25 protein-coding genes are annotated in these 26,616 nt (G+C 70.1%); 14 read left to right on the top strand and 11 right to left on the bottom strand.

All coding sequences use genetic code 11. The annotated features are described in order from the left end of the window. Nucleotides 1-100: 100 nt before the first annotated feature. The 3 genes from WS57_RS07740 to WS57_RS07730 form a co-directional block, all read right to left on the bottom strand. The gene (locus tag WS57_RS07740; protein ID WP_009693180.1) at nucleotides 101-1,123 is read right to left on the bottom strand and encodes an Ldh family oxidoreductase; all 1,023 of its coding nucleotides are present in this window, start codon (nucleotides 1,121-1,123) and stop codon (nucleotides 101-103) included. Further along, nucleotides 1,116-2,708, bottom strand: coding sequence for an aldehyde dehydrogenase (NADP(+)) (locus tag WS57_RS07735; protein WP_069243992.1), 1,593 nt, complete (start codon nucleotides 2,706-2,708; stop codon nucleotides 1,116-1,118). The genes WS57_RS07740 and WS57_RS07735 overlap by 8 nt, the downstream gene beginning before the upstream one ends. A gap of 65 nt (nucleotides 2,709-2,773) precedes the next feature. Next, entirely contained in the window at nucleotides 2,774-4,399 is a 1,626-nt protein-coding gene (locus WS57_RS07730) for an APC family permease (protein WP_069243991.1), read from the bottom strand. A 383-nt stretch (nucleotides 4,400-4,782) separates the two neighbouring features. Here WS57_RS07730 and WS57_RS07725 point away from each other — a divergent pair, with 383 nt between their 5' ends. Genes WS57_RS07725 through WS57_RS07710 form a run of 4 tightly spaced genes read left to right on the top strand, consistent with a single transcriptional unit; the run spans nucleotide 4,783 to nucleotide 8,334 of the window. Then, nucleotides 4,783-5,715, top strand: coding sequence for a 4-hydroxyproline epimerase (locus WS57_RS07725; protein WP_009694647.1), 933 nt, complete (start codon nucleotides 4,783-4,785; stop codon nucleotides 5,713-5,715). Further along, a complete protein-coding gene (locus tag WS57_RS07720) occupies nucleotides 5,712-6,839 on the top strand; it encodes an NAD(P)/FAD-dependent oxidoreductase (protein WP_059515774.1) in 1,128 nt (375 codons plus the stop codon). Before WS57_RS07725 ends, WS57_RS07720 begins: the two co-directional genes overlap by 4 nt. Further along, nucleotides 6,836-7,069 (top strand): 2Fe-2S iron-sulfur cluster-binding protein, encoded by a 234-nt coding sequence (locus WS57_RS07715; protein ID WP_059515772.1) that lies wholly within the window; start codon nucleotides 6,836-6,838, stop codon nucleotides 7,067-7,069. Before WS57_RS07720 ends, WS57_RS07715 begins: the two co-directional genes overlap by 4 nt. After that, nucleotides 7,066-8,334, top strand: coding sequence for an NAD(P)/FAD-dependent oxidoreductase (locus WS57_RS07710; protein WP_059515769.1), 1,269 nt, complete (start codon nucleotides 7,066-7,068; stop codon nucleotides 8,332-8,334). The genes WS57_RS07715 and WS57_RS07710 overlap by 4 nt, the downstream gene beginning before the upstream one ends. Nucleotides 8,335-8,455: 121 nt before the next feature. Here WS57_RS07710 and WS57_RS07705 read toward each other — a convergent pair whose 3' ends face one another. Beyond that, complete coding sequence (locus WS57_RS07705) at nucleotides 8,456-9,409, bottom strand: LysR substrate-binding domain-containing protein (RefSeq protein WP_059515767.1); 954 nt, start codon at nucleotides 9,407-9,409, stop codon at nucleotides 8,456-8,458. 164 nt (nucleotides 9,410-9,573) lie between these two features. Between WS57_RS07705 and gtdA the strand changes: the two genes are divergently transcribed. The 8 genes from gtdA to WS57_RS07665 all read left to right on the top strand — a co-directional run bounded on the left by gtdA (nucleotide 9,574) and on the right by WS57_RS07665 (nucleotide 16,054). Continuing rightward, a complete protein-coding gene (gtdA, locus tag WS57_RS07700; RefSeq protein ID WP_059478336.1) occupies nucleotides 9,574-10,620 on the top strand; it encodes a gentisate 1,2-dioxygenase in 1,047 nt (348 codons plus the stop codon). A gap of 99 nt (nucleotides 10,621-10,719) precedes the next feature. Beyond that, nucleotides 10,720-11,418, top strand: coding sequence for a fumarylacetoacetate hydrolase family protein (locus WS57_RS07695; protein WP_009690214.1), 699 nt, complete (start codon nucleotides 10,720-10,722; stop codon nucleotides 11,416-11,418). Between the two features lie 24 nt (nucleotides 11,419-11,442). After that, nucleotides 11,443-12,084, top strand: coding sequence for a maleylacetoacetate isomerase (gene maiA, locus WS57_RS07690; protein WP_069243990.1), 642 nt, complete (start codon nucleotides 11,443-11,445; stop codon nucleotides 12,082-12,084). 19 nt (nucleotides 12,085-12,103) lie between these two features. Further along, the gene (locus WS57_RS07685; RefSeq protein WP_069243989.1) at nucleotides 12,104-13,312 is read left to right on the top strand and encodes a 3-hydroxybenzoate 6-monooxygenase; all 1,209 of its coding nucleotides are present in this window, start codon (nucleotides 12,104-12,106) and stop codon (nucleotides 13,310-13,312) included. A gap of 60 nt (nucleotides 13,313-13,372) precedes the next feature. Then, entirely contained in the window at nucleotides 13,373-14,725 is a 1,353-nt protein-coding gene (locus tag WS57_RS07680) for an MFS transporter (RefSeq protein ID WP_059515763.1), read from the top strand. 109 nt (nucleotides 14,726-14,834) lie between these two features. Then, complete coding sequence (locus WS57_RS07675) at nucleotides 14,835-15,185, top strand: ArsR/SmtB family transcription factor (RefSeq protein WP_009692735.1); 351 nt, start codon at nucleotides 14,835-14,837, stop codon at nucleotides 15,183-15,185. Beyond that, nucleotides 15,175-15,609, top strand: a complete 435-nt coding sequence (locus WS57_RS07670; RefSeq protein WP_059515761.1) for a YeeE/YedE family protein — start codon at nucleotides 15,175-15,177, stop codon at nucleotides 15,607-15,609. The genes WS57_RS07675 and WS57_RS07670 overlap by 11 nt, the downstream gene beginning before the upstream one ends. 1 nt (nucleotide 15,610) lies before the next feature. Further along, complete coding sequence (locus tag WS57_RS07665) at nucleotides 15,611-16,054, top strand: DUF6691 family protein (RefSeq protein WP_069243988.1); 444 nt, start codon at nucleotides 15,611-15,613, stop codon at nucleotides 16,052-16,054. 28 nt (nucleotides 16,055-16,082) lie between these two features. On the opposite strand, the gene WS57_RS07660 is transcribed toward WS57_RS07665, so the two are convergent. Beyond that, nucleotides 16,083-16,436 (bottom strand): hypothetical protein, encoded by a 354-nt coding sequence (locus WS57_RS07660; RefSeq protein WP_069243987.1) that lies wholly within the window; start codon nucleotides 16,434-16,436, stop codon nucleotides 16,083-16,085. A gap of 211 nt (nucleotides 16,437-16,647) precedes the next feature. Between WS57_RS07660 and WS57_RS07655 the strand changes: the two genes are divergently transcribed. Further along, complete coding sequence (locus WS57_RS07655) at nucleotides 16,648-18,141, top strand: PLP-dependent aminotransferase family protein (protein WP_059603080.1); 1,494 nt, start codon at nucleotides 16,648-16,650, stop codon at nucleotides 18,139-18,141. Between the two features lie 89 nt (nucleotides 18,142-18,230). Here the strand turns inward: WS57_RS07655 and WS57_RS07650 are convergent, their stop codons facing one another. From WS57_RS07650 to WS57_RS07640, 3 genes are all read right to left on the bottom strand, one after another. After that, nucleotides 18,231-18,506: a hypothetical protein gene (locus WS57_RS07650; RefSeq protein WP_009692742.1), complete on the bottom strand. Its 276-nt coding sequence runs from the start codon at nucleotides 18,504-18,506 to the stop codon at nucleotides 18,231-18,233. 97 nt (nucleotides 18,507-18,603) lie between these two features. Then, nucleotides 18,604-19,965 (bottom strand): cytochrome-c peroxidase, encoded by a 1,362-nt coding sequence (locus tag WS57_RS07645; RefSeq protein WP_069243986.1) that lies wholly within the window; start codon nucleotides 19,963-19,965, stop codon nucleotides 18,604-18,606. A gap of 239 nt (nucleotides 19,966-20,204) precedes the next feature. Beyond that, nucleotides 20,205-21,668 carry a metallophosphoesterase family protein gene (locus tag WS57_RS07640; RefSeq protein ID WP_059603073.1) on the bottom strand — a complete coding sequence of 488 codons (1,464 nt, stop codon included), beginning with the start codon at nucleotides 21,666-21,668 and terminating at the stop codon, nucleotides 20,205-20,207. Nucleotides 21,669-21,840: 172 nt separating this feature from the next. Here WS57_RS07640 and WS57_RS07635 point away from each other — a divergent pair, with 172 nt between their 5' ends. Then, the gene (locus WS57_RS07635) at nucleotides 21,841-22,695 is read left to right on the top strand and encodes a class I SAM-dependent methyltransferase (protein ID WP_059478355.1); all 855 of its coding nucleotides are present in this window, start codon (nucleotides 21,841-21,843) and stop codon (nucleotides 22,693-22,695) included. A 12-nt stretch (nucleotides 22,696-22,707) separates the two neighbouring features. Here the strand turns inward: WS57_RS07635 and WS57_RS07630 are convergent, their stop codons facing one another. The 3 genes from WS57_RS07630 to WS57_RS07620 all read right to left on the bottom strand — a co-directional run bounded on the left by WS57_RS07630 (nucleotide 22,708) and on the right by WS57_RS07620 (nucleotide 26,591). Further along, the gene (locus tag WS57_RS07630; protein ID WP_009695072.1) at nucleotides 22,708-23,019 is read right to left on the bottom strand and encodes a hypothetical protein; all 312 of its coding nucleotides are present in this window, start codon (nucleotides 23,017-23,019) and stop codon (nucleotides 22,708-22,710) included. Nucleotides 23,020-23,077: 58 nt separating this feature from the next. After that, nucleotides 23,078-25,099, bottom strand: coding sequence for a BCCT family transporter (locus WS57_RS07625; protein WP_059478356.1), 2,022 nt, complete (start codon nucleotides 25,097-25,099; stop codon nucleotides 23,078-23,080). Between the two features lie 304 nt (nucleotides 25,100-25,403). Continuing rightward, on the bottom strand, nucleotides 25,404-26,591 hold the full coding sequence (locus WS57_RS07620; RefSeq protein WP_009689170.1) for a porin: 1,188 nt from the start codon (nucleotides 26,589-26,591) through the stop codon (nucleotides 25,404-25,406). Nucleotides 26,592-26,616 lie beyond the last annotated feature (25 nt).

The following is a 26,616-nucleotide window of genomic DNA, read 5'->3' as shown; positions in this document are numbered from 1 at the left end:
GGCGGCAGGACGGCGCGGCGCGGGGGTGTTCCGGAGCAGGGCCGGAAGCGGCGGCGGCGCACCGGGGCGCGCCGCCGCCGTCCCGCATCCCGCCGTCAGCTCAGTCGAGCAGCGCCAGGATCTCGTCGTAGAGCGCCTTGCCGATCCGCACGCCGTTCGCGAGGCTGCGCGCGCGGGCGTCGAAGCGCCGCTGCGACGGCAGCCGCGCGCCTTGCGCGACGATCGACTCGAACAACCGTTCGCCGCGCGCGAGCCCCGCGTCGAGGTCGTCGCCGAGGAACACCTTCGGATCGAACGCGATCACGAGCTCGCCGTGGCACGGCGTCGCGCCGACGCCCTCGTCGAAGTCCATCGACTCGCGGCTCGTCATGTCGCCGATCAGCGCGCCGCCGAGCAGCTCGACCATCGCCGCGAGCGCCGACCCCTTGTGGCCGCCGAACGTGCGCATCGCGCCCTGCAGCGCGGCCTTCGGATCGGTGGTCGGCCGCCCGTCGGCGTCGATCGCCCACTCGGGCGGGATCGGCTTGCCCTGCTTCGCGTGCAGCTCGATGTCGCCGCGCGCGATCGCGCTGGTCGCGAAATCGAACACGAACGGCAGGCCGCCCGGCCGCGGCCACGCGAACGCGATCGGATTCGTGCCGAACACCGGTTCCTTGCCGCCTTCCGGCGCGACCCAGCTGTGACTCGGATTCATCGCGATGCCGACCAGCCCATGCGCCGCAATCGCCTCGACTTCAGGCCACAGCGCGGAGAAGTGGTAGCAGCGGTTGATCGTCATCGCGGCGATCCCGTGCTGCTTCGCCATCTCGACGAGCACGGGCAAGCCCGTCTCGAAGCTCAGCAGCGAGAAGCCGCGATGCGCGTCGACCGAGACGATCGACGACGACAGCCGGCGCAGCGTCGGCACCGCCTGCGGATCGACCTTGCCCTTCTTCAGCGAACGCACGCAGACGAGCAGCCGGTACATGCCGTGCGAATGACATTCGTCGCGCTGGCCCTGCGTGATCACGTTCGCGATCGCGCGCGCATGCGCCTCGGTCATCCCGTTGTGCGTCAGCACGCGCAGCGCGAGCGCGTGGACTTCATCGAGCGACAGGACGATTTCGTCGGCGGACTCAGTCACGTCCGGCCTTTCGCGGTGCAGGCACGCCGTCGATGCGTTGCGGCACGTTCAGCGGATTGCCGTCGCGGATCGCGTCGGGCAGCAGTGCGTCGGGCACGTCCTGATACGACACGGGGCGCAGGAAGCGCTCGATCGCGCGCGCGCCGACCGATGTCGTGCGCGTGTCCGACGTCGCCGGGAACGGGCCGCCGTGCACCATCGCATGGCCGACCTCGACACCGGTGCCGAAACCGTTGACGAGAATGCGCCCGGCCTTGCGTTCGAGCGTCGGCCGCAGCGTGGCGAACAGCGCCGCATCGCCGTCGGAGAGGTGCGCGGCGATCGTCAGCTGGCCTTCGAGCGACTTCAGCACGCGATGCAGCGTGTCGGCATCCGGGCAGCGCACGATCAGCGACGCGGGGCCGAAGACTTCGTCGCGCAGCTCCGGACGCGAGACGAACGCATCGGCCGAGGTCGCGAACAGCGCCGCGCGGGCCTGGTAGCGGCCGCCTTCGGCACCTTCCGCAAGCGATTCGACCGCCTCGTGCGCGCGCAGCGATGCGACGCCCTGCGCGTAGCTCGCGTGGATGTGCGGCGTCAGCATCGTCTGCGCGGCGGCGGCGCGCACGGCTTCGGCGGCCGTCGCTTCGAACGCGCGCAGCGCGGGGCCGTCGACGGCCAGCACGAGGCCCGGGTTCGTGCAGAACTGGCCGGCGCCGAGCGTCAGCGATGCGACGAACTGCTGCGCGATCGCGTCGTGGCGCGCGTCGAGCGCGGCGGGAAGCAGCAGCACCGGATTGATCGAGCTCATTTCCGCGTAGACGGGAATCGGCTCGTGGCGCGCGGCCGCGACATGCATCAGCGCGACGCCGCCGCGGCGCGAGCCCGTGAAGCCGACCGCCTTGATGCGCGGATCGGCGACGAGCGCCTGGCCGACCTCGCGCGACGTGTCGAACAGCAGCGAGAACACGCCGGCCGGCAGCCCGCATTCGCGCACGGCCTGCTGGATCGCGCGGCCGACGAGCTCGGACGTGCCCGGATGCGCGGAATGCGCCTTCACGATCACCGGGCAGCCGGCCGCGAGCGCCGATGCGGTGTCGCCGCCCGCGACCGAGAACGCCAGCGGGAAGTTGCTCGCGCCGAACACGGCGACCGGGCCGATCGCGACGTTGCGCAGGCGCAGGTCGACGCGCGGCAGCGGCTTGCGCTCGGGGCGGGCCGGATCGATCCGCGCATCGACGAAAGCGCCGTCGCGCACGATCGACGCGAACAGCGCGAGCTGGCCGACCGTGCGGCCGCGCTCGCCTTCGATGCGCGCGCGCGGCAGGCCCGTTTCGATGACACAGCGCTCGATCAGCGCGTCGCCGAGCGCCATGATGTTGCGGCCGATCGCGTCGAGAAACGCGGCGCGCGCCTCGGGGCCGGTTTCGCGATACGCGTCGAACGCTTCGTCGGCGAGCGCGCAGGCCGTTTCGAGGTCGTGCAGGCTTGCGCCGCCGAACGCGGGTTCGAGCGCTTCGCCGGTCGCGGCGGCGATTGCATGGAGGGTGCCGTTCTGTCCGGCGACGCCGGACTGGCCGATCAACAACTGACCTGTGAGTTGCATGGTTTTCCTCGAAAAAAGCAGGCCGGGCATGGCGTGCCCGGCCGAATGGTGCAAAGGAACGGGCGTCAGTTTTCGTCGTCGTCGAGCTGGAGCTTCTCCGTGCACACGCCGGTATTCGCGCCCCAGTAGTAGATGACGAGTGCGACGGCGGCGACCACGACCGTGTCGTACGGATGCGCGAGCTGGCCGGTGCCGCCGAAGCCGCCGAAATACGACAGCACGATCATCGCCGCGTAGAACGCGACGAGCCACGCGGACGAGCGGACCTGTTCGCGCAGGCTCAGGTGCGCGGTCGGCACCCAGCGGCGGCACGCGAGATAGATCGCGTACATCGCGATCTGCAGGCCGAGCAGCCAGGACACCGTGTGCCAGCCCGACCAGTAGACGATCAGCGCGGCGATCACGAACGACGCGGGGCCGGTGATCGCGAACGCGCTCGCGCGGAACGGCCGCGGCAGGTCGGGCGCGTTGCGGCGCAGCGCGGCGACCGACACGGGCGCGACCGCGTAGCTGAGCACCAGCGCGGCCGACACGATGTTGATCAGCGCTTCCCACGACGGGAACGGCAGCGTCCAGAAGATCGACAGGCCGAAGGTGAGCCACAGGCCCGCGCGCGGGATGCCCGACGCTTCGTCGACGCGCGTGAACACCTTGAAGAAGGTGCCGGTCTTGGCCCAGCCGTAGACGACGCGCGGCGTCGCGTTCATGTAGATGTTGCCGCAGCCGCTCGGCGAGATGATCGCGTCCGCGACGACCATGTATGCGAGCCAGCCGACGCCGAGCGCCAGCGCGATGTCGCGGTACGGCAGTGAGAACGCCTTGCTGACGTCGTGCCAGCCGGCCGCGATCAGCTCGGTCGGCACGCTGCCGATGAACGCGAGCTGCAGCAGCACGTAGATCAGCGTCGACAGCAGGATCGACAGGATCAGCGCGATCGGGATCGTGCGCTGCGGGTTGCGCACCTCGCTCGCAACCGAGACGATCGGCGTGAGGCCGAGATACGCGAAGATGACGCCGCCTCCGGCCACCGCCATTTCGATGCCGGAGATGCCGAACGGCGCGAAGCCCTGGATCGTCAGGTTCGCGGGCTTGAAGAACGTGAACAGCACCGCGATCACCGACAGCGGCACGACGAACTTGAAGACGCTGATGATGTTGTTCGCCTTCGCGAACGTCTTCACGCTCGAATAGTTCAGGTAGAAGAAGAAACAGAGCAGCGCGGCCTGCACGATCCAGCCGAGCGTGGTCGGGTCGCTCGAACCTTCGATCGTCAGGCCCGGAAACCACGCGGCCGCATACTGGCGCGCCGCGACCACTTCGATCGCGATCAGGCTCGAGAACGCGATCAGCGTGATGAAGCCCATCAGGTAGCCGAGCAGCGGGCCGTGCGAGAACACCGGGTAGCGGACCACGCCGCCCGCGCGCGGCAGCGCGGCGCCCAGCTCGCAGTAGACGATGCCGAGCAGCAGCACCGCGAAACCGCCGAGCAGCCACGAGAAGATGCCGGCCGGGCCGGCGATCGTCGACACGTGACTGGCGGCGAACAGCCACCCCGAACCGAAGATGGCGCCGAGACCGATGAACGTCAGGTCGGTCAGTGACAGCTGTTTCTTGAATTTGCCGTGACCCGCGTCGGGGTGCGCGGAACGGGAAAGCGGGGCGGTCGATTGAGCGTTGCCTTGGCCTGGCATGGGCGTGTCTCCTATGGGAATGTCGGCACAGGCGTCGTGCGCGCCGCGCCCCGACGGAGCAGCGGCGCACGCCTGCCGGCCGGCGTTGCCCGGTTCGAACGACCGGGGCGGGCCCGTGGGCCATGCCGGACCGGAGACGATTGCGCGGGGGGAAGCCGGCGCGCCGTCGTCAGGGGAACGGAACTCAGTATCGCCGCGCAAACCCTCATCGCGCTTGAGTCATTTCCCGGAGCAGAATGACGAAATCGGCATAGCCATCGCGGCTCGGACAAGACCGCAGCGCGCTATGCCGATTTCGTCGTCGTCCTTATCGAAAACCCACAAGCGGCCGGACGCGCGACGGAGGAAGCTGTGCTCCTTTCCCCACTTTCGGACGACGCATGATGAAGCGCATCCAGATCATCGATTCGCACACGGGCGGCGAACCCACGCGGCTCGTCGTGTCCGGCTTTCCGTCGCTCGGCAGCGGCACGATGGCCGAGCGGCGCGACCGGCTCGCGCGCGAGCACGATCGCTATCGCACCGCCTGCATTCTCGAACCGCGCGGCAGCGACGTGCTCGTCGGCGCGCTGCTGTGCGAGCCGGTGTCGGCCGACGCGGCGGCCGGCGTGATCTTCTTCAACAACAGCGGCTATCTCGGGATGTGCGGGCACGGCACGATCGGCGTGGTGCGCACGCTGCATCACATGGGCCGCATCGCGCCCGGCGTTCACCGGATCGAGACGCCGGTCGGCACCGTCGAGGCGACGCTGCACGACGACCTGTCGGTCAGCGTGCGCAACGTGCCCGCGTATCGCCATGCAAAGGGCGTCGCCGTCGACGTGCCGGGCTACGGCCCCGTCACCGGCGACATCGCCTGGGGCGGCAACTGGTTCTTCCTGATCAGCGATCACGGCCAGCGCGTCGCCGGCGACAACGTCGCGGCGCTGACCGCGTATGCGTCCGCGGTGCGCGAAGGGCTCGAACGCGCGGGCATCACGGGCGCGAACGGCGGCGAGATCGACCACATCGAGCTGTTTGCCGACGATCCCGAGCACGACAGCCGCAGCTTCGTGCTGTGCCCGGGCCTCGCGTACGACCGTTCGCCCTGCGGCACCGGCACCAGCGCGAAGCTCGCCTGCCTCGCGGCCGACGGCAAGCTCGCGCCGGGCGTCGTGTGGCGGCAGGCGAGCGTGATCGGCAGCGTATTCCAGGCGAGCTATGCGCAAACCGACGGCGGCATCGTGCCGACGATTCGCGGCAGCGCGCACCTGAGCGCGGAAGCGACGCTGCTGATCGAGGACGACGATCCGTTCGGCTGGGGCATCGCGTCGTGAGCGCAGCGGGGACCGATGTCGTCGTGATCGGCGCCGGCATCGTCGGCGCGGCCTGCGCGCACGAATTCGCGCAGCGCGGGCTGCGCGTGATCGTCGTCGACGATGCGAGTGGCGGCGCGACCGGCGCGGGCATGGGCCACCTCGTCGCGATGGACGACAACGCGGCCGAACTCGCTCTGAGCCATTACTCGATCGAACTGTGGCGCGCGTTGAGCGGCGCGATGCCGGAAGGGTGCGCGTATCGCAACTGCGGCACGCTGTGGCTCGCGGCCGACGCGCACGAGATGGACCTGGCGCGCGCGAAGCAGGCGACGCTGGCCGCGCACGGCGTGGCCGGCGAGCTGATCGACGCGGCGACGCTCGCGCGGCTGGAGCCGATGCTGCGTCCGGGCCTCGGCGGCGCGCTGAAGATTCCCGGCGACGGCATCCTGTATGCGCCGGTGACGGCGAACTGGCTGCTGCAGCGCGTGCCGGGCATCACGCTGCGGCGCGAGCGGGCCGTCGACGTCGACGGCGCGAGCGTCACGCTCGCGAGCGGCGACGTGCTGCGCGCGCAGCGCGTGGTCGTCGCGAACGGCGTCGCCGCGCGCACGCTGCTGCCCGAACTGCCGCTGCGCCCGAAAAAGGGCCACCTGGTGATCACCGACCGCTATCCGGGGCGCGTCGCGCACCAGCTCGTCGAACTCGGCTATGCGGCGAGCGCGCATGCGAGCGACGGCACGTCGGTCGCGTTCAACGTGCAGCCGCGGCCGACCGGCCAGCTGCTGATCGGCTCGTCGCGCCAGTTCGACACCGAGGATGCGCGCATCGAGCCGCCCGTGCTCGCGCGCATGCTGCGCCGCGCGGTCGGCTATCTGCCGGATCTGGCCGAGCTGAACGGCATCCGCGCATGGACGGGATTCCGTTCGGCGAGCCCCGACGGCCTGCCGCTGCTCGGCGAGCACCCGGCGCGGCCGGGCGTGTGGCTCGCGGTCGGGCACGAAGGGCTCGGCGTGACGACCGCGCCGGGCAGCGCGCGGCTCGTCGCCGCGCTGATGGCCGGCGAACGGCCGCCCATCGACATCGAACCGTATTTGCCGGGACGTTTCCTGATGACGTCCCCTGTAGCCGGAGCGCTTTCATGATCATTCACCTGGACGGCCGCGCGCTGACGGTGGCCGACGGTGCGACCGTCGCGGCCGCCGTCGCGGCGAGCGGCGACGACACGACGCGCGTGTCGTGCACGGGCGCGCGGCGCGCGCCTTTTTGCGGGATGGGCATCTGCCAGGAATGCCGGATGACGATCGACGGCCGCCGCCGGCTCGCGTGCCAGACGCTGTGCCGCGACGGCATGCAGGTGGAGCGCACGCGATGACACAGCAACGACTGAGCGTCGACGTCGCGATCGTCGGCGCGGGGCCGGCCGGGCTGTCGGCCGCGCGCGCGGCCGCGCAAAGCGGCGCGACGATCGCGATCGTCGACGACAATCCGCGCGCGGGCGGCCAGATCTGGCGACAGCCGGCGGCCGTGTCGCCGGTGCCGGCTGCGGCCGAGCGCCTCGCGGTGCTGCGGCAGCCGAACGTCACGCATCTCGCGGCGACGCGCATCGTCGCCGAAACGCAACCGGGCACGCTGCTGCTCGAAGACGACGAGCGCGGGCTGCTGCTCGACTACCGGACGCTGATCCTGTGCTGCGGTGCGCGCGAGCTGCTGTTGCCGTTTCCCGGCTGGACGCTGCCGGGCGTCACCGGCGCGGGCGGCTTGCAGGCGCTGATCAAGTACGGCCTCGACGTGCGCGGGCAGCGCACGGTGATCGCGGGCAGCGGGCCGTTGTTGCTGGCGAGTGCGGCGACTGCCCGCCAGGCCGGCGCGCGCGTGTCGCACGTGCTCGAACAGGCGGCGTGGGGCGACGTCGCGCGCTTCGGCGCGGGGCTGTGGCGCTGGCCGTCGAAGCTCGCGCAGGCGGCGAAGCTCGTCACGGCGGCTTATCGACCGGACGCGCATGTGGTCGCGGCATTCGGCGACAAACGGCTCGAAGGCGTGCGGATCCGGCAGGGCGGGCGCGAGTTCGACGTCGCATGCGACCGGCTCGCCTGCGGTTTCGGCCTCGTGCCGAACACGGTGCTGCCGAGCCATCTCGGCTGCCGGATCGAGGACGGCGCGGTAGCGGTCGATGCGCACCAGCGCACGAGCCGCGACGGGCATTTTGCGGCGGGCGAGTGCACCGGCGTCGGCGGCAGCGAGCTGGCGATGATCGAGGGCGAGATCGCCGGCCATGCGGCGACCGGGCAGACCGCGCCGCTGGCCGCGCTCGTCGCGCGGCGCGCGCACTGGCAGGCGTTTGCCGACACGGTGCGCGAACGCTTCGCGATCCGCGAGCCGATTCGCCGGCTCGCGCGGCCCGATACGCTGCTGTGCCGATGCGAGGACGTGCGCTTCGACGCGGTCGCGGGTGCGCCCGGCTGGAGCGCCGCGAAGCTGCAATCGCGTTGCGGGATGGGCGCATGCCAGGGCAGGGTATGCGGGGCGGCCGCGCAGGCGCTGTTCGGCTGGACGCCGCCGGTGCCGCGCACGCCGCTCGTGCCGGCGCGAATCGGCACGCTGACGCTCGAATGCGAGGCGCGCTGCGACGGCGCGTGACGGCTGGCGTGCGTTCCGCTTGCCGGCTCAAATCCCGGTGCGGCCCTGCTTATGAACGCGCCCCGGGCTTGACCCGCGGCGTCTGACGACGAAGCGGCCCGGTTCGTGCCGGGCCGCCGATTCAATCTGCCCTGGCGTTCGCCGTTGTCGCCGTATCACCGGCCTGCGGCGTCGCACACGCACGCAGGCATTCGATTGCGGCCGCCACCGCCGCGCGATTCTCGCTGTCCGGATGCCAGTACATCGACACCGCGCCCTGGCCTTCGAGCTGCATCGGCAGGATGCGCAGCGCGTTCATCTGCGCGAAGCGGGTCGCGGCGCGCTGCGACGCGACGCCGAGCAACGACGTATTGTTCAGCAGCGTGATGTTGAGGATCGACGAGTTCGATTCGACGCAGTGCGGCGGCTGCGTGCGGCCGGCCGCCGTCAGCGCGGCCTCCAGCGCGTTGTGCACGGGCGTGCCGGCCGGCCAGACGATCCACGGGTAGGCGAACACGTCGTCCCAGCCGACCGACGCGGCTTCGGCAAGCGGATGATCGCGCCGTGCGACGAACACGACCGGATCGACATACAGCGCCTCGACCTGCAGCAGCGGATCGACGGACGCGGAACCGGAGCGCCCGACCACGATGTCCAGTTCGCCGCGCGCCAGTTGCGGCATCAGCTGGACCATCGTGCTTTCGGTGAGCCGCACCTGGGCGCGCGGCATCCGTTTCAGCAACTGCGACACCGCGAGCGGCACCGTGTCGGCCGCGGCGACGCCCGACGTGCCGATCGTCACGAGGCCGCTGCCGCCTTCGCGCAGCGCGGCCATGTCGTCGCGCGCGATGTCGAGCTGCGCCTCGACCCGCCGCGCGTGCTCGATCAGCGCCTCGCCGTACGGCGTCGGCCGCAGCCCGCGCGCATGCCGTTCGAACAGCGGCAGCCCGACATCCTCCTCCAGCTCCTTCAGCCATTTCGACAGCGCCGGCTGGGTGGTCGCGAGCGCCGCCGCCGACTGGCTCAGATTGCCGGTGCTGGCCACGCTCAGCAGCACCTGCAGATGCCGCAGCCGCAGCCGGTAAGTCCAGTCCATCGCACACCTCGTATCGGAAGGTATATCCAAAACAATATGGATTAGATGATTTGACCATTTTACCGGGTATGGCTGCGTCGAATATAAATGTGCTGACGGACTGAAGCACGCGGTCCCGCCCCGACACAGCGCCGATGCCGATCGGCCGACATCAAGGAGACACCATGACGACCCGACACCCGGATGCGTCGCGCGCCGCCTACTACGCACGGATCGCCGAGCAGCGCCTGACGCCGCTGTGGGAATCGCTGCACAGCCTCGTGCCGAAGACGCCGCAGCCGGCCGCGCAGGCCGCGATCTGGAAGTACGCGCAGGTGCGCGACCTGGTGATGCAGGCCGGCGACGTGATCAGCGCGGAAGAGGCCGTGCGCCGCGTGCTGGTGCTGGAGAATCCCGGGTTGCCGGGCAAGTCGAGCATGACGCCGAACCTGTATGCGGGCCTGCAGCTGATCCTGCCGGGCGAGATCGCGCCGAGCCATCGCCATACGCAGTCGGCGCTGCGCTTCATCGTCGAAGGGCGCGGCGCGTGGACCGCGGTGAACGGCGAGCGCACGACGATGCATCCGGGCGACTTCATCATCACGCCGTCGTGGACCTGGCACGACCACGGCAATCCGTCCGTGGAAGCGGGCGGCGAGCCGGTCGTGTGGCTCGACGGGCTCGACATCCCGCTCGTCGCGCATCTCGACGCGGGCTTCGCGGAGAACTACCCGGAAGCCGTGCAGCCCGTCAGCCGGCCGGAAGGCGACAGCTTCGCGCGCTACGGCCACAACATGCTGCCGGTGCGGCATCGCGTGACCGATCCGACCTCGCCGATCTTCAGCTATCCATATGCGCGCAGCCGCGAGGCGCTCGACGCGCTGTACCGGAACGGCGAACTCGACGCGTGGGACGGCGTGAAGCTGCGCTACGTGAACCCGGCAACGGGCGGCTGGCCGATGCCGAGCATCGCGACCTTCATGCAGTTCCTGCCGGCCGGTTTCGACGGCCGCACGTATCGCAGCACCGACGCGACGATCTACTGCGTCGTCGAAGGCAGCGGCACCGCGCATGTCGGCGGCGATGCGTTCGCGTTCGAGCCGCACGACATCTTCGTCGCGCCGTCGTGGGCGCCGGTGCGGCTGTCGGCGTCGTCCGACAGCGTGCTGTTCAGCTATTCCGACCGGCCCGTGCTGTCCGCGCTGAACCTGCTGCGCGAAGCGCGCGACTGACGCCGCCGGCCGCCGCCTCGCGGCGATTCGATTCGTTTCATGCGCCGCGCAAGCGGCGCGTACCCCTCACTCGTTGTTCACGCTGGAGCCGTTCCGATCATGACTTTCGTTTTCCCGCCCGAAGCCCCGGTCGCCCTTTCCGTCGCCGGCAGCGACGCCCGGTTCGCGGTGCGCCGCGTCTACTGCGTCGGCCGCAACTATGCCGCCCATGCGCGCGAGATGGGCTTCGATCCCGATCGCGAGCCGCCGTTCTTCTTCTGCAAGCCGGCCGATTCGGTCGTGCCGGTCGCGTACGGCGAGACGCTCGATCTCGCGTACCCGTCGCAGACGCGGAACTATCACTACGAAGCCGAGCTCGTCGCGGTGATCGGCAAGGGCGGTGCGGACATTCCGCTCGACAGCGCGCTCGATCACGTGTGGGGCTATGCGGTCGGCCTCGACATGACGCGCCGCGACCTGCAGATGAAGATGCGCGAGATGGGCCGGCCGTGGGAAATCGGCAAGGCGTTCGACCGTTCGGCGCCGATCGGCCCGGTGCATCCGGCGAGCGAAGTCGGCCATTTCGAGCAGGGCGGCCTGTGGCTGACCGTCAACGGCGCGACCAGGCAGAAGAGCGACGTGTCGCACCTGATCTGGTCGGTCGCGGAGACGGTCGCGGACCTGTCGAAGTTCTTCCGCCTCGAACCGGGCGACGTGATCTTCACGGGCACGCCGGAGGGCGTCGGCGCGGTGGTCGCGGGCGACGTGATGCAGGTCGGCGTCGAGCGGCTCGGCGAACTGACCGTGCGCGTGGTTTGACGCGCGTTCCGGAAAGGTGCCATCGTGAAACTGCACAGCTTCTTCAACAGTTCGACCTCCTATCGGGTGCGCATCGCGCTCGCACTGAAGGGTTTGCCGTACGACACGCTGCCGGTGAACATCCGCACCGGCGAGCACCGCGACGCCGGCTACGTCGAACGCGTGAACCCGTCGGCGTCGGTGCCCGCGCTGATCGACGGCGACTTCCGTCTCGGCCAGTCGCTCGCGATCCTCGACTACCTCGACCAGTTGCATCCGGAACCGCGGCTGATTCCGCTCGAGCCGCGGCAGCGCGCCCGCGTGCTGGAGCTCGCGACGCTGATCGCCTGCGACATCCATCCGGTCAACAACCTGCGCGTGCTGCGCTATCTCGATACCGAGTTGAAGGTCACGCCGCAGCAGAAGACCGCGTGGTACCGACGCTGGATCGCCGAAGGGATGGCGGGCGTCGAGCGGCTGCTCGCGCGCGCGGACACGGGCCCGTGGTGTTTCGGCGATGCGCCGACGTTGGCCGACGTGTGCCTCGTGCCGCAGGTCGCGAATGCGCTGCGGATGGATTGCGACCTGAGCCCGTATCCGCGCAGCCTCGCGGTGTACGAACACGCGCAGCGCGAGCCGGCCTTCGCGGCCGCCCAGCCGCAGCGGCAACCGGATTACGTCGCCTGAGGCGATGGTGGAGACAGAGATGAATCAGACAGGAGACAAGGGCCGGCACGTGCTCGTGATCGGCGGCGGCATCGGTGGGCTGGCGGCGGCGCTCGTGCTGGCGCGCCAGGGCATTCGCGTGAAGCTGCTCGAGCAGGCCCCGGAGATCGGCGAGATCGGAGCGGGCATCCAGCTCGCCGCGAACGCGTTCAATGCGCTCGATGCGCTCGGTGTCGGCGAGGCGGCGCGCAGCCGCGCGGTGTTTACCGACTGGCTGCAACTGATGGATGCGGTCGATGCGCACGAGGTCGCGCGCATCGATACGGGCGCTGCGTATCGCGCGCGGTTCGGCAATCCGTATGCGGTGATTCATCGCGCGGACATCCATCTGTCGATCTACGAGGCGGTCAGGGATCATCCGCTGATCGAATTCCGCACCAGCACGCAGGTGTGCGCGTTCGAGCAGGACGGCAGCGGCGTGACCGTGACCGACCAGCACGGCGAACGCTATCGCGCCGACGCCGTGATCGGCTGCGACGGCGTGAAATCCGCGATCCGTCAAACGCTGATCGGCGACGCGCATCGCGTGACGGGGCATGTCGTGTATCGCGCGGTGGTCGACGTCGACAACATGCCGAAGGATCTGCAGATCAATGCGCCGGTCGTGTGGGCCGGCCCGCATTGCCATCTCGTCCACTATCCGCTGCGCGGCGGCCGGCAGTACAACCTCGTCGTCACGTTCCACAGTCGCGAGCAGGAAACCTGGGGCGTGCGCGAAGGCAGCAAGGAAGAAGTGCTGTCGTATTTCGACGGGATCCATCCGCTGCCGAAGCAGATGCTCGACCGGCCGACGTCGTGGAAGCGCTGGGCGACGGCCGACCGCGATCCGGTCGAGCGCTGGAGCGTGGGCCGCGCGACCGTGCTCGGCGACGCCGCGCATCCGATGACGCAGTACATCGCGCAGGGCGCGTGCCAGGCGCTCGAGGACGCGGTGACGCTCGGCGCGGCCGTCATCCAGGCCGATGGCGATTTCGAGGCCGCGTTCGCGCTGTATGAACGCGTGCGGATTCCGCGTACCGCGCGCGTGCTGTATTCGGCACGCGAGATGGGGCGGATCTATCACGCGAAGGGCGTCGAGCGGCAGGTGCGCAATGCGCTGTGGGTCGGACGCACGCAGGCGCAGTTCTACGACGCGCTCGACTGGCTGCACGGCTGGCGCGCCGAGGATTGCCTGAAGTCGGCCGTGTAACGCACGCTGCGCGCGCTGCCGGCGGCGTCGCGCGCCCGCCATCCTGGAGGAGACACCATCATGACCAATACGCTGTCCATCGACGTCAGCGAATGGATCGATCGTCATCGCGTTGCGCCGTTTCAGGCCGCGATCGTCGTGCTGTGCTTTTTGATCGTCGCGATCGACGGCTTCGATACCGCCTCGATCGGCTTCATCGCGCCGGTGATTCGGGCGGAATGGGGACTGTCGCCCGCGCAGCTCGCACCGGTGTTCGGCGCGGGGCTCGCGGGGCTGATGGCCGGCGCACTCGTGTTCGGGCCGTTCGGCGACCGGTTCGGACGCAAGCGCCTGCTGCTCGCATGCGTCGCGTGCTTCGGTATCGCGAGCGCCGCGTCGGCGAGCGCGGGCGGACTGACCGAGCTGATCGCGTGGCGTTTCGTGACCGGCCTCGGGCTGGGCGGCGCGATGCCGAACGCGATCACGCTGACCTCCGAATACTGTCCGGCACGGCGCCGCTCGCTGCTCGTGACGACGATGTTCTGCGGCTTCACGATCGGCTCCGCGCTCGGCGGCCTTGCCGCCGCGTCGTTGATCGAACGCGACGGCTGGCGTGCGGTGCTGCTCGTCGGCGGCGCCGCGCCGCTGCTGTTGCTGCCCGTGCTCGCGTGGCGGCTGCCCGAATCGGTGCGCTACCTCGTCAACGCGGGCGCGGCGCGCGAACGGATCGCGGCAATGCTGGCCCGCATCGAGCCGGACCCGCACCTCGCGCACGCGTCGTTCGTCGCGCCGCGCGGCAAGCCGGCCGGTTCGCCGCTCGGCCGTCTGTTCGGGCCGGATCTGCTGCGCGGCACGCTGCTGCTGTGGCTCGCATTCTTCATGAGCCTGCTGGTGATCTACCTGTTGTCGAGCTGGCTGCCGACGCTGCTGCGCACGACCGGCGCGACGCTGCAGACGGCCGCGCGCGTGACCGCGATGTTCCAGATCGGCGGCACGCTCGGCGCGATCGTGCTCGGCGGGCTGATGGACCGCTTCGATCCGCATCGCGTGCTCGCGTGCAGCTATGCGGCCGCCGGCGCGTTCGTCGCGGCGATCGGCGTCTGCGCGGCATCGCCGTGGGGCGCCGCGCTGGCCGTGTTTGCGGCCGGCTTCTGCGTGTCGGGCTCGCAGGTCGGCGCGAACGCGCTGTCGGCCGCGTTCTATCCGACCGAGTGCCGGACCACGGGCGTCAGCTGGGCGAACGGGATCGGCCGCGGCGGATCGGTGGTCGGCTCGATGGCGGGCGGCGCGATGCTGGCGATGGGGCTGCCGTTGCCGACCGCGTTCGCGGTCGTCGCGGTGCCGTGCGTGATCGCCGGGATCGCGGTGTTCGCGCTCGGCGCGGGCGCGAAGCGGGCGCCGGTGGGGGATGCCGTCGCGGGTGAGCAGGCCTGAGTCGGGCAGGGGGTGTCGGCGGATTGAGGCCGGGTTCGGAAGAGCGGCGAGTTTGAACGTTATATGAATGCATATAATGTTTGTTTTGCAACTGTTGCTCTGCCTCTCGATGACCGCCGAATTTCCCGCCGATTTTCCCGACCCCGACCGGATGCGGGCGGCCGCCGAATCCGCGTGCGCGCTGCTCAAGGTCCTGTCGAATCCCGACCGGCTGCTGCTGCTCTGCGAACTGTCGCAGGGCGAGCGCTGCGTGAGCGAGCTCGAGGCGCGGCTGGACATCCGCCAGCCGACGCTGTCGCAGCAGCTCGGCGTGCTGCGCGACCACGCGCTGGTTCGCACGCGCCGCGAAGGCAAGAACATTCATTACACGCTCGACAGCCCCGCCGCGATCGCGGTGATGGGCGTGCTGTACGAGCAGTTCTGCGGCCCGGCTGCGAAGGGGGAGCGCGATGCAGCTTGATGCGCTTCATTTCACGCCGTGGCTGTCGCTGGCCGGTGGCGTACTGATCGGGTTCGCCGTTGCGTGGCTGCTGGCGTTCAACGGACGGATCGCGGGGATCAGCGGCATCATCGGCGGCCTGCTCGCGTCGGGCCGGTCGGAGCGCGGCTGGCGGGCGGCGTTCGTCGCCGGCCTGATCGCCGCGCCGCTGGCGATGCGCATCGCGGGCGAAGCCGCGGCGCCACAGGTCGACGCAGGCTGGCTCGAACTGCTTGCGGCAGGCCTGCTGGTCGGGCTCGGCACGCGCTATGCGGGCGGGTGCACGAGCGGTCACGGCGTGTGCGGGCTGTCGCGCGGCGCGGTGCGGTCGGTGGTCGCGACGGCGACCTTCATGCTCGCGGGATTCGTGACCGTGTTCGTGCGACGGCACGTGATCGGAGGGTGACATGCCAGCCGCCTTCGCTTTTGTGTCCGGCCTGCTGTTCGGGATCGGCCTTATCGTGTCGGGGATGGCCAACCCGCAGAAAGTGCTCGGCTTCCTCGATCTCGCAGGCCGCTGGGATCCGTCGCTCGCGTTCGTGATGGTCGGGGCGACCGGCGTCGCCGTGTTCGCGTTCGCATGGGCGAAGCGCCGGACGCGTTCGTGGCTCGGCCTGCCGATGCAGATGCCGACGGCGCGCGCGATTACGCTGCGCCTCGTGGCCGGCAGCGCGGCATTCGGCGTCGGCTGGGGACTCGCGGGGTTCTGCCCGGGGCCGGCGATCGTGTCGATCGGCCTGGGATCGGTCAAGGGCATTGCGTTCGTCGGCGCTATGCTGGTCGGGATGGCGTTGTTCGAATGGCCGCTCCAGCGCGTGACGATGCGCGGCGGGCGCCGGGAAGGCGGCTGACGTTCGCGCGACGCGACGGGTCGCTACGTCAGCGACGTGCGCGCACCCGCAGGCTGCCGAGCAGTTGCGCGGGCAGCCCGCACAGCACCGCCAGCCGCTGCCCGAGCAGGCGAGAACGACGGGCAGGCGCCGTCGCCACCGTCGCGCGGACCGTGCCGGCGCCATGGGCGGCCAGCGTCACATGCCCGTCGGTCTCGATCGTCAGGCATTCGCCTTCGGCCAGCATGCGCCGGATGCCCGCGGGCGCGTCCGCCAGCCAGTCGAGGCCGCCGTGACGCAACGTGACGGCGAGCACGCCGTCCAGCACGACCACCTGGCTACCCTTGTCGAACCACGCAATGTGGCTTTGCCCGGCGTCGAGCCGGATGTCTTGCGTTCGCATGGTGGATCCCGTTCCGATTGTCCCGATTGCCCGGATTGCGCTGCCCCGCGACGGCGAGGCGGCGACGTGCAATCAGGTTAAGGAAACGGGCGTGAGCGCGACAGATTCAGGGGACGGGAATCTGTTGCGATGCAGCCGGCGGTTTTACGTCGCTGTATCGGCGGGTTTCCCCCGAATCTGTATCTGGCGGCCGCTGTGCTGGGCGGGCACGATGGCCCGCATGACATCTTCTACCGACGCATCCCGCGGCCCGTTGCCGATGGCCGGCGAACCGTTGTACGAACGGCTGGCCGAGCACTACCGCCGCATCATCTCGGCCGGCACGCTGCTGCCCGGCGACCGGATGCCGTCGGTGCGCGCGTTCATGTCGCAGCACGGCGTGAGCCTGTCGACCGCGATCCAGACGTTCCGGCGGCTCGAAGACACCGGCTGGTGCGAGGCGAAGCCGCGTTCGGGCTACTTCGTGCGCCGTCGCGCGTCGCTTGCGCTCGATGCGCTGCCCGAAACCGACGGGCCGGCGCTGTCGGTCGAGCCGCCGTTCGCGGGCCTGCACGAGCGCGTGTCGCGCGTGATCGACCGCGGGAACGCGGCGGTCGATGCACTGAACCTCGGCGGCGCGTCCGCGTCGGCCGCGCTGTATCCGACCGAGCGCCTGCAGGCGCTCGCGATCCGGTTGCTGCGCCGCCAGCCGACGCTGCTGACCGACGCGGGGCGCGTCGGCGGGTCGCTCGAGTTTCGGCAGGCGATGGCGAAGCGTGCGCTGTCGTATGGCGTGGCTGTGTCGCCGGACGACGTGCTGTCGACGAGCGGCGGCGTCGACGCCGTGAATCTTGCGCTGCGCGCGGTCGCGCGGCCCGGCGACACGATCGCGATCGAATCGCCGGCGTTCTTCGGGCTGATCCAGTTGCTCGAAAGTCTCGGGCTGCGTGCGCTCGAGATTCCGGCCAGCCCGACCACCGGCTTGTCGATCGAGGCGCTCGAAGTGGCGCTGACCGCGTATCCGGACATTCGCGCGGTGGTCGTCGTGCCGAACCTGCAGAACCCGCTCGGCAGCGTGATGCCCGACGAACGCAAGGCCGCGCTCGTCGCGTTGTGCGCGAGCCGGGGCGTGGCGGTGATCGAGGACGAGCCGTACCGCGAACTCGTCGAAGCGCCGCAAACCGTGAAGCCCGTCAAGGCGTGGGATCGCGACGGCACGGTGATCTACTGCCCGTCGTTCAACAAGGTGCTCGCTCCCGGCATGCGGCTCGGCTGGATGAGCGCAGGGCGCTGGCACGCACGCATGAAGATGCTGAAGTTCGCGCAAAGCCGGCACAACGCCGCGCTGCTTCAGGCCGTGGCAGCCGAATTCGTCGGTTCGGGCGCGTTCGACCGCCATCTGCATCGGTTCCGCGAACAACTGCGGGTGCAGCGCGACGCGACGATCGATGCGGTTGCGCGCCATTTTCCGGCCGGCACGCGGATGAACCGGCCGCCGGGCGGCATGCTGCTCTGGATCGCGCTGCCCGACGGCGTGCATTCCGATGCGTTGTTCGACGCCGCGCTGGCGCATGGCGTGCGGATTGCGCCCGGGTCGATCTTCTCGAATTCCGACCGCTTCGACGCGTATATCCGCATCGGTTGCCCGCAGACGTTCGACGCCACGCAGGAAGCGGCGATCGAAACGCTTGGCCGCCTCGCGCGCGAAGCGCTCGCGACCACCTGAATCGGGCGACGGCCGGCGGGCGGCGGCTCGCACGCATCCGCGTTCGGCTGGCCCGCCCGACACGCCGGACGTCGATGCCGAGCGCATGCTCAGCGGCCGGCCGTATGCGCGGCCAGATGCTCGCGAATCAGGGACAGATAGCGATCGCCCACCGAGAAGTCGCGCGCGACGCGCGGCCGGCTTGCGTGACGCAGCGTGGCCGGCGCGTTCATGCCGAGATACCGGCACACGGCGGACGGGAACGGCTTGCGTGTATGCCCGAGCTGACGGGCCGCGCGCTCGACGCGGGCGTCGCCGACCTGCGCACGCAGCCATGCCAGCACTTGGCGATCGGTGTCGTTGACGATACGGACCAGATGTTCCATCGCACACCCCACTGTTCATCGATACAGTACTGTAAATATAACCAGTGTTCGGGGCGGCCGCAAGCGGGCGCACGGGCCGCTGGCCATTCGGCCAGGGTTAGCGCGCCGCGGCGGCGGTGCGGGCGAGCGGGGCCTCGGGCGCGGCGGGCCTCCGGCCGGCGGGCGCGGCGGCGGCGACCGGCGCGTAGCGCGCGTCGGTCAGCGTGCCGAGGAAGGCGACGATGTCGTCGATTTCCGCGTCGGTCAGCGCGGGCGGCGTGCCGGGCCGGCGGTTCATCGGGGTCGAGTTGACGTTGATGTTGCCGCGGTAGGCGGCAGGTACGTCGTCGAACGTCGCTGCGCCGTGATACCAGCGGCGCGGGTCGGTCGAACGCGTGTTGTAGAACGCGACCGCGTCGCGCAGCGTCGCGAACACGCCGTTGTGCATGAAGGTCTGTTTCACCGCGACGTTGCGCAGCCCCGGCGTGCGCAGGTAGCCGCACCATTGCGTCGGCTCCGGCCAGTGCAGCCGGCGCGCGGTGTCGCACAGCCCGTTGTCGAAGCGGCGCGGATCGCGGTTCGCGGGCAGCGCGCGATTGCGCGGCACCGCGATCGCGTCGTAGCCGAAATCGGTGAACAGCGAGCGTTCGGGGCGGCTCGACGTGTCCGACAGTGTGTGGCAGCTCATGCAGTTGCCCTTGTCGGGATTCCGGAACAGCGCGAGGCCGCGCATCTCGGCCGGCGCGAGCGGCGTGCGCGTGCGCAGGTACGCGTCGAACCGCGACGTGAACGGCGCCATCTCGTCGCTTTGCAGATATGCTTCGACGGCGAGCCCCAGCGCGCGCGCGAGCTGCGCGGGATCGCGCCGTACCGATGCGCCGAATCGCGCGGCGAGATCGGCAGCGAGTTCGGTTGCGTCGACCTTGCGCAGCAGCGCGGCCGGCGAGCGGTTGTTCATCTCGTCCGGATCGAACAGCGGCCCGCGGATCTGCTCGGCGAGCGTGTCCGCGCGGCCGTCGGCGAACAGCCCGCCGAACGGCGACGGCGCGGGCGCATCGTCGTCCTGATAGAAGTGGCGGCGCGGCACATAGCGCACGTACAGCAGCGACGGCGCGTTGCGTGCGCTGAAGTGCCCGGGCCGGCTGCCTTGCGGCACGCCGGGCCCCGCGAGCGACGCCGCCGACAGCGTCGGCGCGAACGCGCGGCCCGGATCGTGACAGCCGGCGCACGACATGCCGCGCGGCTCGGACAGCCGCGTGTCGAAGAAGATCCGGCGGCCGAGCGCGACGAGCGTCGGATCGGGGGCGAAGCGCGCAGTGGCCGCGTCGATCTTGCCGGCGACCTGCGGTGTGCCGTCGCCGACGACGCCGACCACGCGCGACGGCGGCGCACCGGGCAACAGGACCATTTCCGAAGGCGGCGCGGCGCCTGCCGCAAGCGCCAGCCCGGCAAGCGTCGCGGCCGCACATGCCAGCAGCATGCGTTTTCGACGGGCGCGCGCGGGGACGGAAGTCCGGCCTGGCGCAGGCGCGGCGGCGCGGGCTGCCGAAGCGGCCGAAGCGGCCGAAGCGGCCGAAACGGCAACCGGAGCGGCCGTCTCGAACGGAACGGCGCCTGCCATCGCGGCGGAAATCCGCTCCGAATCCGTGAGCGACTTCGTCACGGCGGCGCACCGATCGCGCGAACGCGCCGGACGATGCGCATATCGAACCGCGTCAATCACGGTGCAATGAATCCCGTCTTGTCGCATGCGAGCGTCGTGCCCGACTGGTCGCACGACGCGAGCAGCTTGCCCGCTGCCGAATACGCATGGAATACCCAGCCCGTCGCCGGCGCGGCGCGCCGCTCCATGATCAGGAAGCCGAAGCTGTTGTTGTGCGACAGCCGTTCGATCACGGCGCCCGGCGCGGGTGTCAGCCCGGCGGGGAACGGATCGGGCAGCGCGACGTCGAGATTGTCGCCGCCGTTGCCGGACACGATCGTCGCCGGATGCCCTGACGAGAAGTTGATCGCCTGGAAATCGTGCACGTGGCCGTGCAGCGCGACATGCACGCCGGGCGGGTAGTACGCCTGCGCGTTGAGGCTCGACATCACCGACTGCAGCGCGAGATTGCCCGGCGCGGGCGTGCTGCCTGCGATCGGCGCGAACGCGAGGATCGGATGATGGTTCGTGAAGATCGTCGTCGTCATGCCGGCCTTCGACGCGAGCGCGGCGACGGTCTGGAACTGCTTGCGGTAGATCCCGAACTGCGCGTCGGTCGGCTTCAGCGGATTGCGGCCGACCTTCGCGGTGTCGAACACGATCACCTGCGTGCCGCCGCCGAGCGACACCGCATACGGCTCCGAGTAGTTCGCGTCGTTGTCGTTGGCCGGGTCGTCGCACGAACGGGCGGCCGCGTACGGGTGCGGATCGAGGAAGCGGAACCAGCCCTGGCCCGCGCGAGCGCATTCCTCGTGATTGCCGCGCACGACGATCCACGGCGCCTTCGCGAACAGCGGCGCGGCCGGGCGGAACAGGTCGGCCTGCCACGTATCCCAGCCGTAGCCCCACGGGCTGTCCTTGCAGCCGGCGATGTCGGGCGGGCACGCGTTCTCGCGATAGTGATAGTCGCCGATATGCATGACCAGATCGGGCGACAGCTTCGCGACGCTCGCCGCGATCGTGTCGAACGGCCAGACCGTTGCGTCGTTGCAGGCCTGCCACGCGTTGTCGGCCTTCTTCATCCGGCAGCCGGTATCGGCGATGATCGCGATACGCTGCGGCTGCGCTTTCGGCAGCGGCAGCGCGCGGCCCGCGACGTTCGCTGACTGCGCGTCGGACGGCAGCGTCGCTTCGCAAACGGAGACCGGAAAGCTCGACGGTTTCGAATCGGCCGGATCGCTCGCGGTCGGACGCTGCGGCACGGTCGCCGCGCCCGCGCGCAGCGCCATGCGCGACAGCTTCCCGTCGACGGCCAGTTGCGGACACAGCGGATCGCCGGACGACGCGGGCTGGTAAGTCGTGATCGCGCGCGCGATCGCCTGGTTCGCGTCGCCGATCTCGACCCACGCGGCCTGCACGTTGATCGCGGCGCTGGCCGGATCGGCCGGTGCATCGATGTGGTTCGAACACGCGGAGAGCGAGGCGAGGGCCGCAAGGGCCGCGCAGCGCGCGAGCAATGCGCGCGGGAAGAGTCGTCGCATGGGAGGCACCGTAGGAAAGTCGTCAACGATACGCAGCGCGAATGTAAGAAATATGAAAAGCGGGCGCGACGTCGGCTTGGCCGGACGCGCGTCGCGACGGTCTTGACTTCAAGCCGGCTTGAGGCAGCACAGTCTGATTCACGATCAACGAGGCAGGCAAGGGGAAGCGGAGATGGAACAGGAGCAGCCCAATGAAGAACAGTCCGCGCTGTGGAACGGGCCGTCCGGACGCGCGTGGGTCGACATACAGGCGCCGATCGACCGGATGTTCGAACCGTTCGGCACGCTGCTCGCGGATGCGGCGGCCGCTTCGTGCGCGCGCAGCGTGCTGGACGTCGGCTGCGGGACGGGCGCGGTCACGCTCGCGATCGCGCAGCGGCTCGGCGCGGACGCGCAGTGCACGGGCGTCGACATTTCGGCGCGGATGATCGACGCGGCGCGCGTGCGCGCGGAGCGCAGCGGCCTGCCTGTGCGCTTCGTGCGCGCGGATGCGCAGACGCATGCGTTTGCGCCCGCCAGCGTCGAGCTGATCGTGTCGCGCTTCGGCGTGATGTTTTTCGACGATCCGGTTCGCGCGTTCGCTAATCTGCGGCGCGCGGCGCGCACCGATGCGGAACTGCGCTTCGTCGCGTGGCGCACTGCGCTCGACAACCCGTTCATGACGACCGCCGAGCGGGCCGCGGCACCGCTGCTGCCGAACCTGCCGCCGCGACGGGCCGGCGCGCCCGGGCAGTTCGCGTTCGGCGACCGGCAGCGGATTGCATCGGTGCTGTCCGACAGCGGCTGGGCCGACATCGCGATCGAGCCGGTCGACATCGCATGCGCGCTGCCGGAGCCCGCGCTGAACGACTACATCGCGCGGCTGGGTCCGGTCGGCCTCGCGCTGCAACAGGTGGACGATACGACGCGACGCCGCGTGGTCGAAACCGTCCGCACGGCGTTCGAGCCTTACGTGCAGGGCGCCGACGTGCGGTTCGACGCGGCGTGCTGGCTGGTTACGGCGCGCGCGCCGTCTGCAGCGCGGTAGCGTGCACGCAGCTCAGCCGCGCCGCGCGCGCAGCATCAGCCACGCACAGCCCGCGGCGACGAGCACGAGTCCGAGCAGGACCGCCTCGACGCCGAGCGCGAAGCCCGGTGGCATCGCACCGCTGTTCGGCACCGGCGTCAGGTTGCCGGCGATCGCGAACGCGCCGCCGGCCAGCAGCGCCAGGCAGGCGGTCCAGTAGAGCTTGCCGCGCGGCGCAGCGGCGCGGATGCGCCAGACCGCGAGGCCGAAGCCGCCGAGATACAGCACGACGAGCGTGCCGAGCGCGACGAAGTCGGCGGTGCGATCGTGCAGGATGCCGCTCATCGCACGGATCCTGCGCGCACTGGGGGCGCGTGCCGCGCGGCCGCGATCGCGCGCGCGTTCATTCCGCCTCCGTCGCGTGCCCCGGCGCGCGGCTCAGCAGGTGCGTGCGCTTGTCGGCCGCGAGCGACACATAGCGCTCGTACTGACGCAGCACGTCGGCGATCACTTCGTCGCCGCGCAGGTATTCGATGTCGTAGCCGAGTCGTCCATCCTCGAAGAACGTGATGATCCCGTACACGTGCGGCCGGGCCGATTCCGGCTCCGCCGCCTCGCGCATCAGGAACGCGGGCGCGGATTTCGCGGTCACGCGCACGCCGTACACGAAGTCGCGCTGTTCGGCGGTTGGCACGGTGAGCCGCACCGCGTCGTCGCTGTCGCGCTGCACGTGCGCATCGACGCCGCCGGCGCGCAGCTCGTCGGCGACCTTGCGCAGCGCGGGCGCGACGGTCTCGGCGACGAACAGGCGCGCGTCGGCCTCGGTCGTCTGCCGCAGGATGTGCGTCAGGCGATGGCGCCAGTGCTGGCCGGTCCAGAAGCTGGTTGCCGGCGCGACGTCCTGCGAATAGTGCGCGCGGTCGGCCGCGAGCCCGCGCCACAGGCTGTAGCAGAGCGCGAGCATGATGACGGCGACCGGCAGCGCGGCGATCAGCGTCATCGCCTGCAGCGCGCCGAGCCCGCCCGCGACGAGCAGCACGGCCGCCGTCACGCCGAGCAGCGCGGCCCAGAACAGCCGTTGCCACACGGGCGAGTGCGCGGCGCCGCGCGTGGCGATCTGGTCGACCACGAACGCGCCCGAATCGGCCGAGGTCACGAAGAACACCGCGATCAGCACGATCGCGACGATCGACAGCAGCTGCGACAGCGGCAGGAAATCGAAGAAGCGGAACAGCAGCGCGTCGACGTTGGTGGCCGTCTGCGCGAGTGCGCCGGCCGCGCCGTGCGTGTCGAGCCAGATCGCGCTGTTGCCGAACACGGTCATCCAGACGAGGTTGAACGCGGTCGGCACGAGCAGCACGCCGATCACGAACTGGCGGATCGTGCGGCCGCGCGAGATGCGCGCGATGAACATGCCGACGAACGGCGACCACGACACCCACCACGCCCAGTAGAGGATCGTCCAGCCGCCGAACCAGCCTTCCTCCCGCGGCGGCGCATAGGCATAGGTGCGGAACGACAGCGCGACGAGGCTCGACAGATACTGGCCGATGTTGTCGCCGAGCGCACGCAGCAGGAACGTGGTCGGCCCCGCGACGGCCACGAACGCGAGCAGCAGGAACGCCAGCAGCAGGTTCAGCTCGGACAGCCGGCGCACGCCCTTGTCGAGGCCGCTGGCCGCGGACGCGCCCGCCAGGATCACGACCATGACGACGAGCCCGATGCGAAACGCGTTGCCGCCGGTGTCCCAGCCCGCGACCGTGTGCAGGCCCGCGCTGATCTGCATCACGCCGTAGCCGAGCGTCGTGGCGATGCCGGCGACCGTGCCGACGAGCGCGAACGCATCGACCGCGTGGCCGATCCAGCCGTTCACGCGCTCGCGCAGCACCGGATACAGCCCGGAGCGCAGCGTCAGCGGCAGGTTGTAGCGGAAGCCGAAGTACGCGAGCACGAGCCCCATCAGCCCGTAGATCGCCCATGCATGGAAGCCCCAGTGAAAGAACGTCATCAGCATCGCTTCGCGCGCGGCGGCGGGCGTCGCGGGATCGACGGTCGGCGGCTTCAGGAAGTGCTGCATCGGCTCGCCGACGCCGAAGTACATCAGGCCGATGCCCATGCCGGCCGCGAACAGCATCGCGGTCCACGACACGAAGCTGAATTCGGGCTCGGCGTCGTCGGGGCCGAGCCGGATGTTGCCGAAGTCGCTCGCGGCGATCAGCACGAGGAACACCAGGAACGCGGTGACGGCAAGCACGTAGAACCAGTCGAAGCGCGCGACGACCCATTGCTGACCGGCGGTGAACAGCGCGCCGGCTTCGTTCGGGAGCAGCGCGCAGACGACGAGCAGTGCGCCGATGAGCGCCAGCGACGGCACGACGACCTGCGGCTTGAACGTCGTGCGAGGCGAGGGACGGGAATCTGGCATGGCTGGCATCCAGTTGTGGGTGCAACGAAGCGCAACGCCGCCCGGCCGCGCAAGGTGCGCGTCGGACCCTGATACGGCGTGCGTCGAGTGTACCCCGGTGTCAGGACTGCAAGAAGGGTCGTGCAGAAAATTCGAATCTGACGAATTGTAAGGTATCGGGCGGATCGGGGAAACCGGAGCGGCGTGGGGGACGGGAAGGACCGGCCCCCGCCGCGCGCGACGCGCCGGCGCCCCGTGTGCCTGCGCGGAATGCCGTCGCGGAGGGGGCAGCGCACGAAAGGCGCTGCCGCGCGGGTTCGGAGCGTCAGAACGTGACGGCGATTCCCGCCATGCCGACGAACTGGCCGTGCGTCGACGACGGCGTGAGCTGCTGCGAGTCGCCGACGATCGGTGCGGCGTCGATGATGTGGCCGGCCCCCTGCGCGCCGAGCGTCTGTCCGCTCGCGTGCGTGTAGGCCTGCAGCGCGTAGAGCGTCGTGCGTTTCGACAGGCTGTACGACTCTTTCAGCGAATACTGCTGGTAGCGGGCCGCGCTTCCGATGCCGTTTGCCTTCGACGCGAGCGTATACGCGAACGCGCCGGCCACCGAGAACGTCGGCGTGAAGCGGTACGCGGCGAGCGCGCCGTAGGTGTTGAACACGGCGGTATCCGTAAACGCGGAGCCGTTGCCGGGCAGATACTTCACGTTCGAATAGTTGATGCCCATTGTCAGCGCGCCGAGCGTATAGTTGCCCGCGGCCGCGACCTGCTCGACGGCCTTTGCGGTCAGGTAGCCCTGGTTCAGCACCGACACCGCGAAACTGCCCGACGACGCGGTCGCCGGATTCAGGAAGCCGGCGGACGATCCCGAGCTGTTGATGCGCAGATAACCGGCCGCGATGCCGAGCGGGCCGTTCGCATAACGCAGCGCGGCGCTGAACGTGTTGCCCTTGCCGGTCGCGCCAGCGATGCCGCCGAACGCATACATCGCGCTCGCGGTCAGCCCGGCGAACGTCGGCGACGTGTAGGTAACCGAATTGTTCACGCGTATCGTCGTGTCGAGGCCGTCGATGTCGCCGGGGTGCGCGCCCGTTGCGCCGGTCAGCCAGCTGCTCGACGCGTAGGGCCCGACGAACAGGAAGTAGGGCGTGTACTGGCGGCCGGCCGTCAGCGTGCCGTAGCGGTCGTTGCGCAGGCCGACGAAGGCCTGGCGGTTGAAGATCGTGCCGGCGGCCGACTGCGCGCCGGTGTTCAGGTTGAAGCCCGACTGCAGGTCGAAGATCGCGTGCGTGCCGCCGCCGAGATCTTCGTCGCCGCGCAGGCCGAATTTGGACGCGTACAGGTTGCCGTCCCGCATGTATACGTTCGAGTGTCCCTGCTGGTTGTTCACATAAGCCAGCGCATCGTCGACGACGCCGTACAGCGTCACGCTGCTCTGGGCATGGGCGACGGACGCACCCAGCGACGCGGCGGAAACGATCAGGATTGCATAGCTGTTTCGAGGTGCTTTCATTGAGGATCTCCAGGTCTCTACAAGA

This window comes from Burkholderia pseudomultivorans (assembly GCF_001718415.1).
Taxonomy (GTDB): Bacteria; Pseudomonadota; Gammaproteobacteria; order Burkholderiales; family Burkholderiaceae; genus Burkholderia; species Burkholderia pseudomultivorans_A.
The sequence above is the reverse complement of the archived record's forward strand: the minus strand, read 5'-3'. Positions and strand labels throughout refer to the sequence as shown.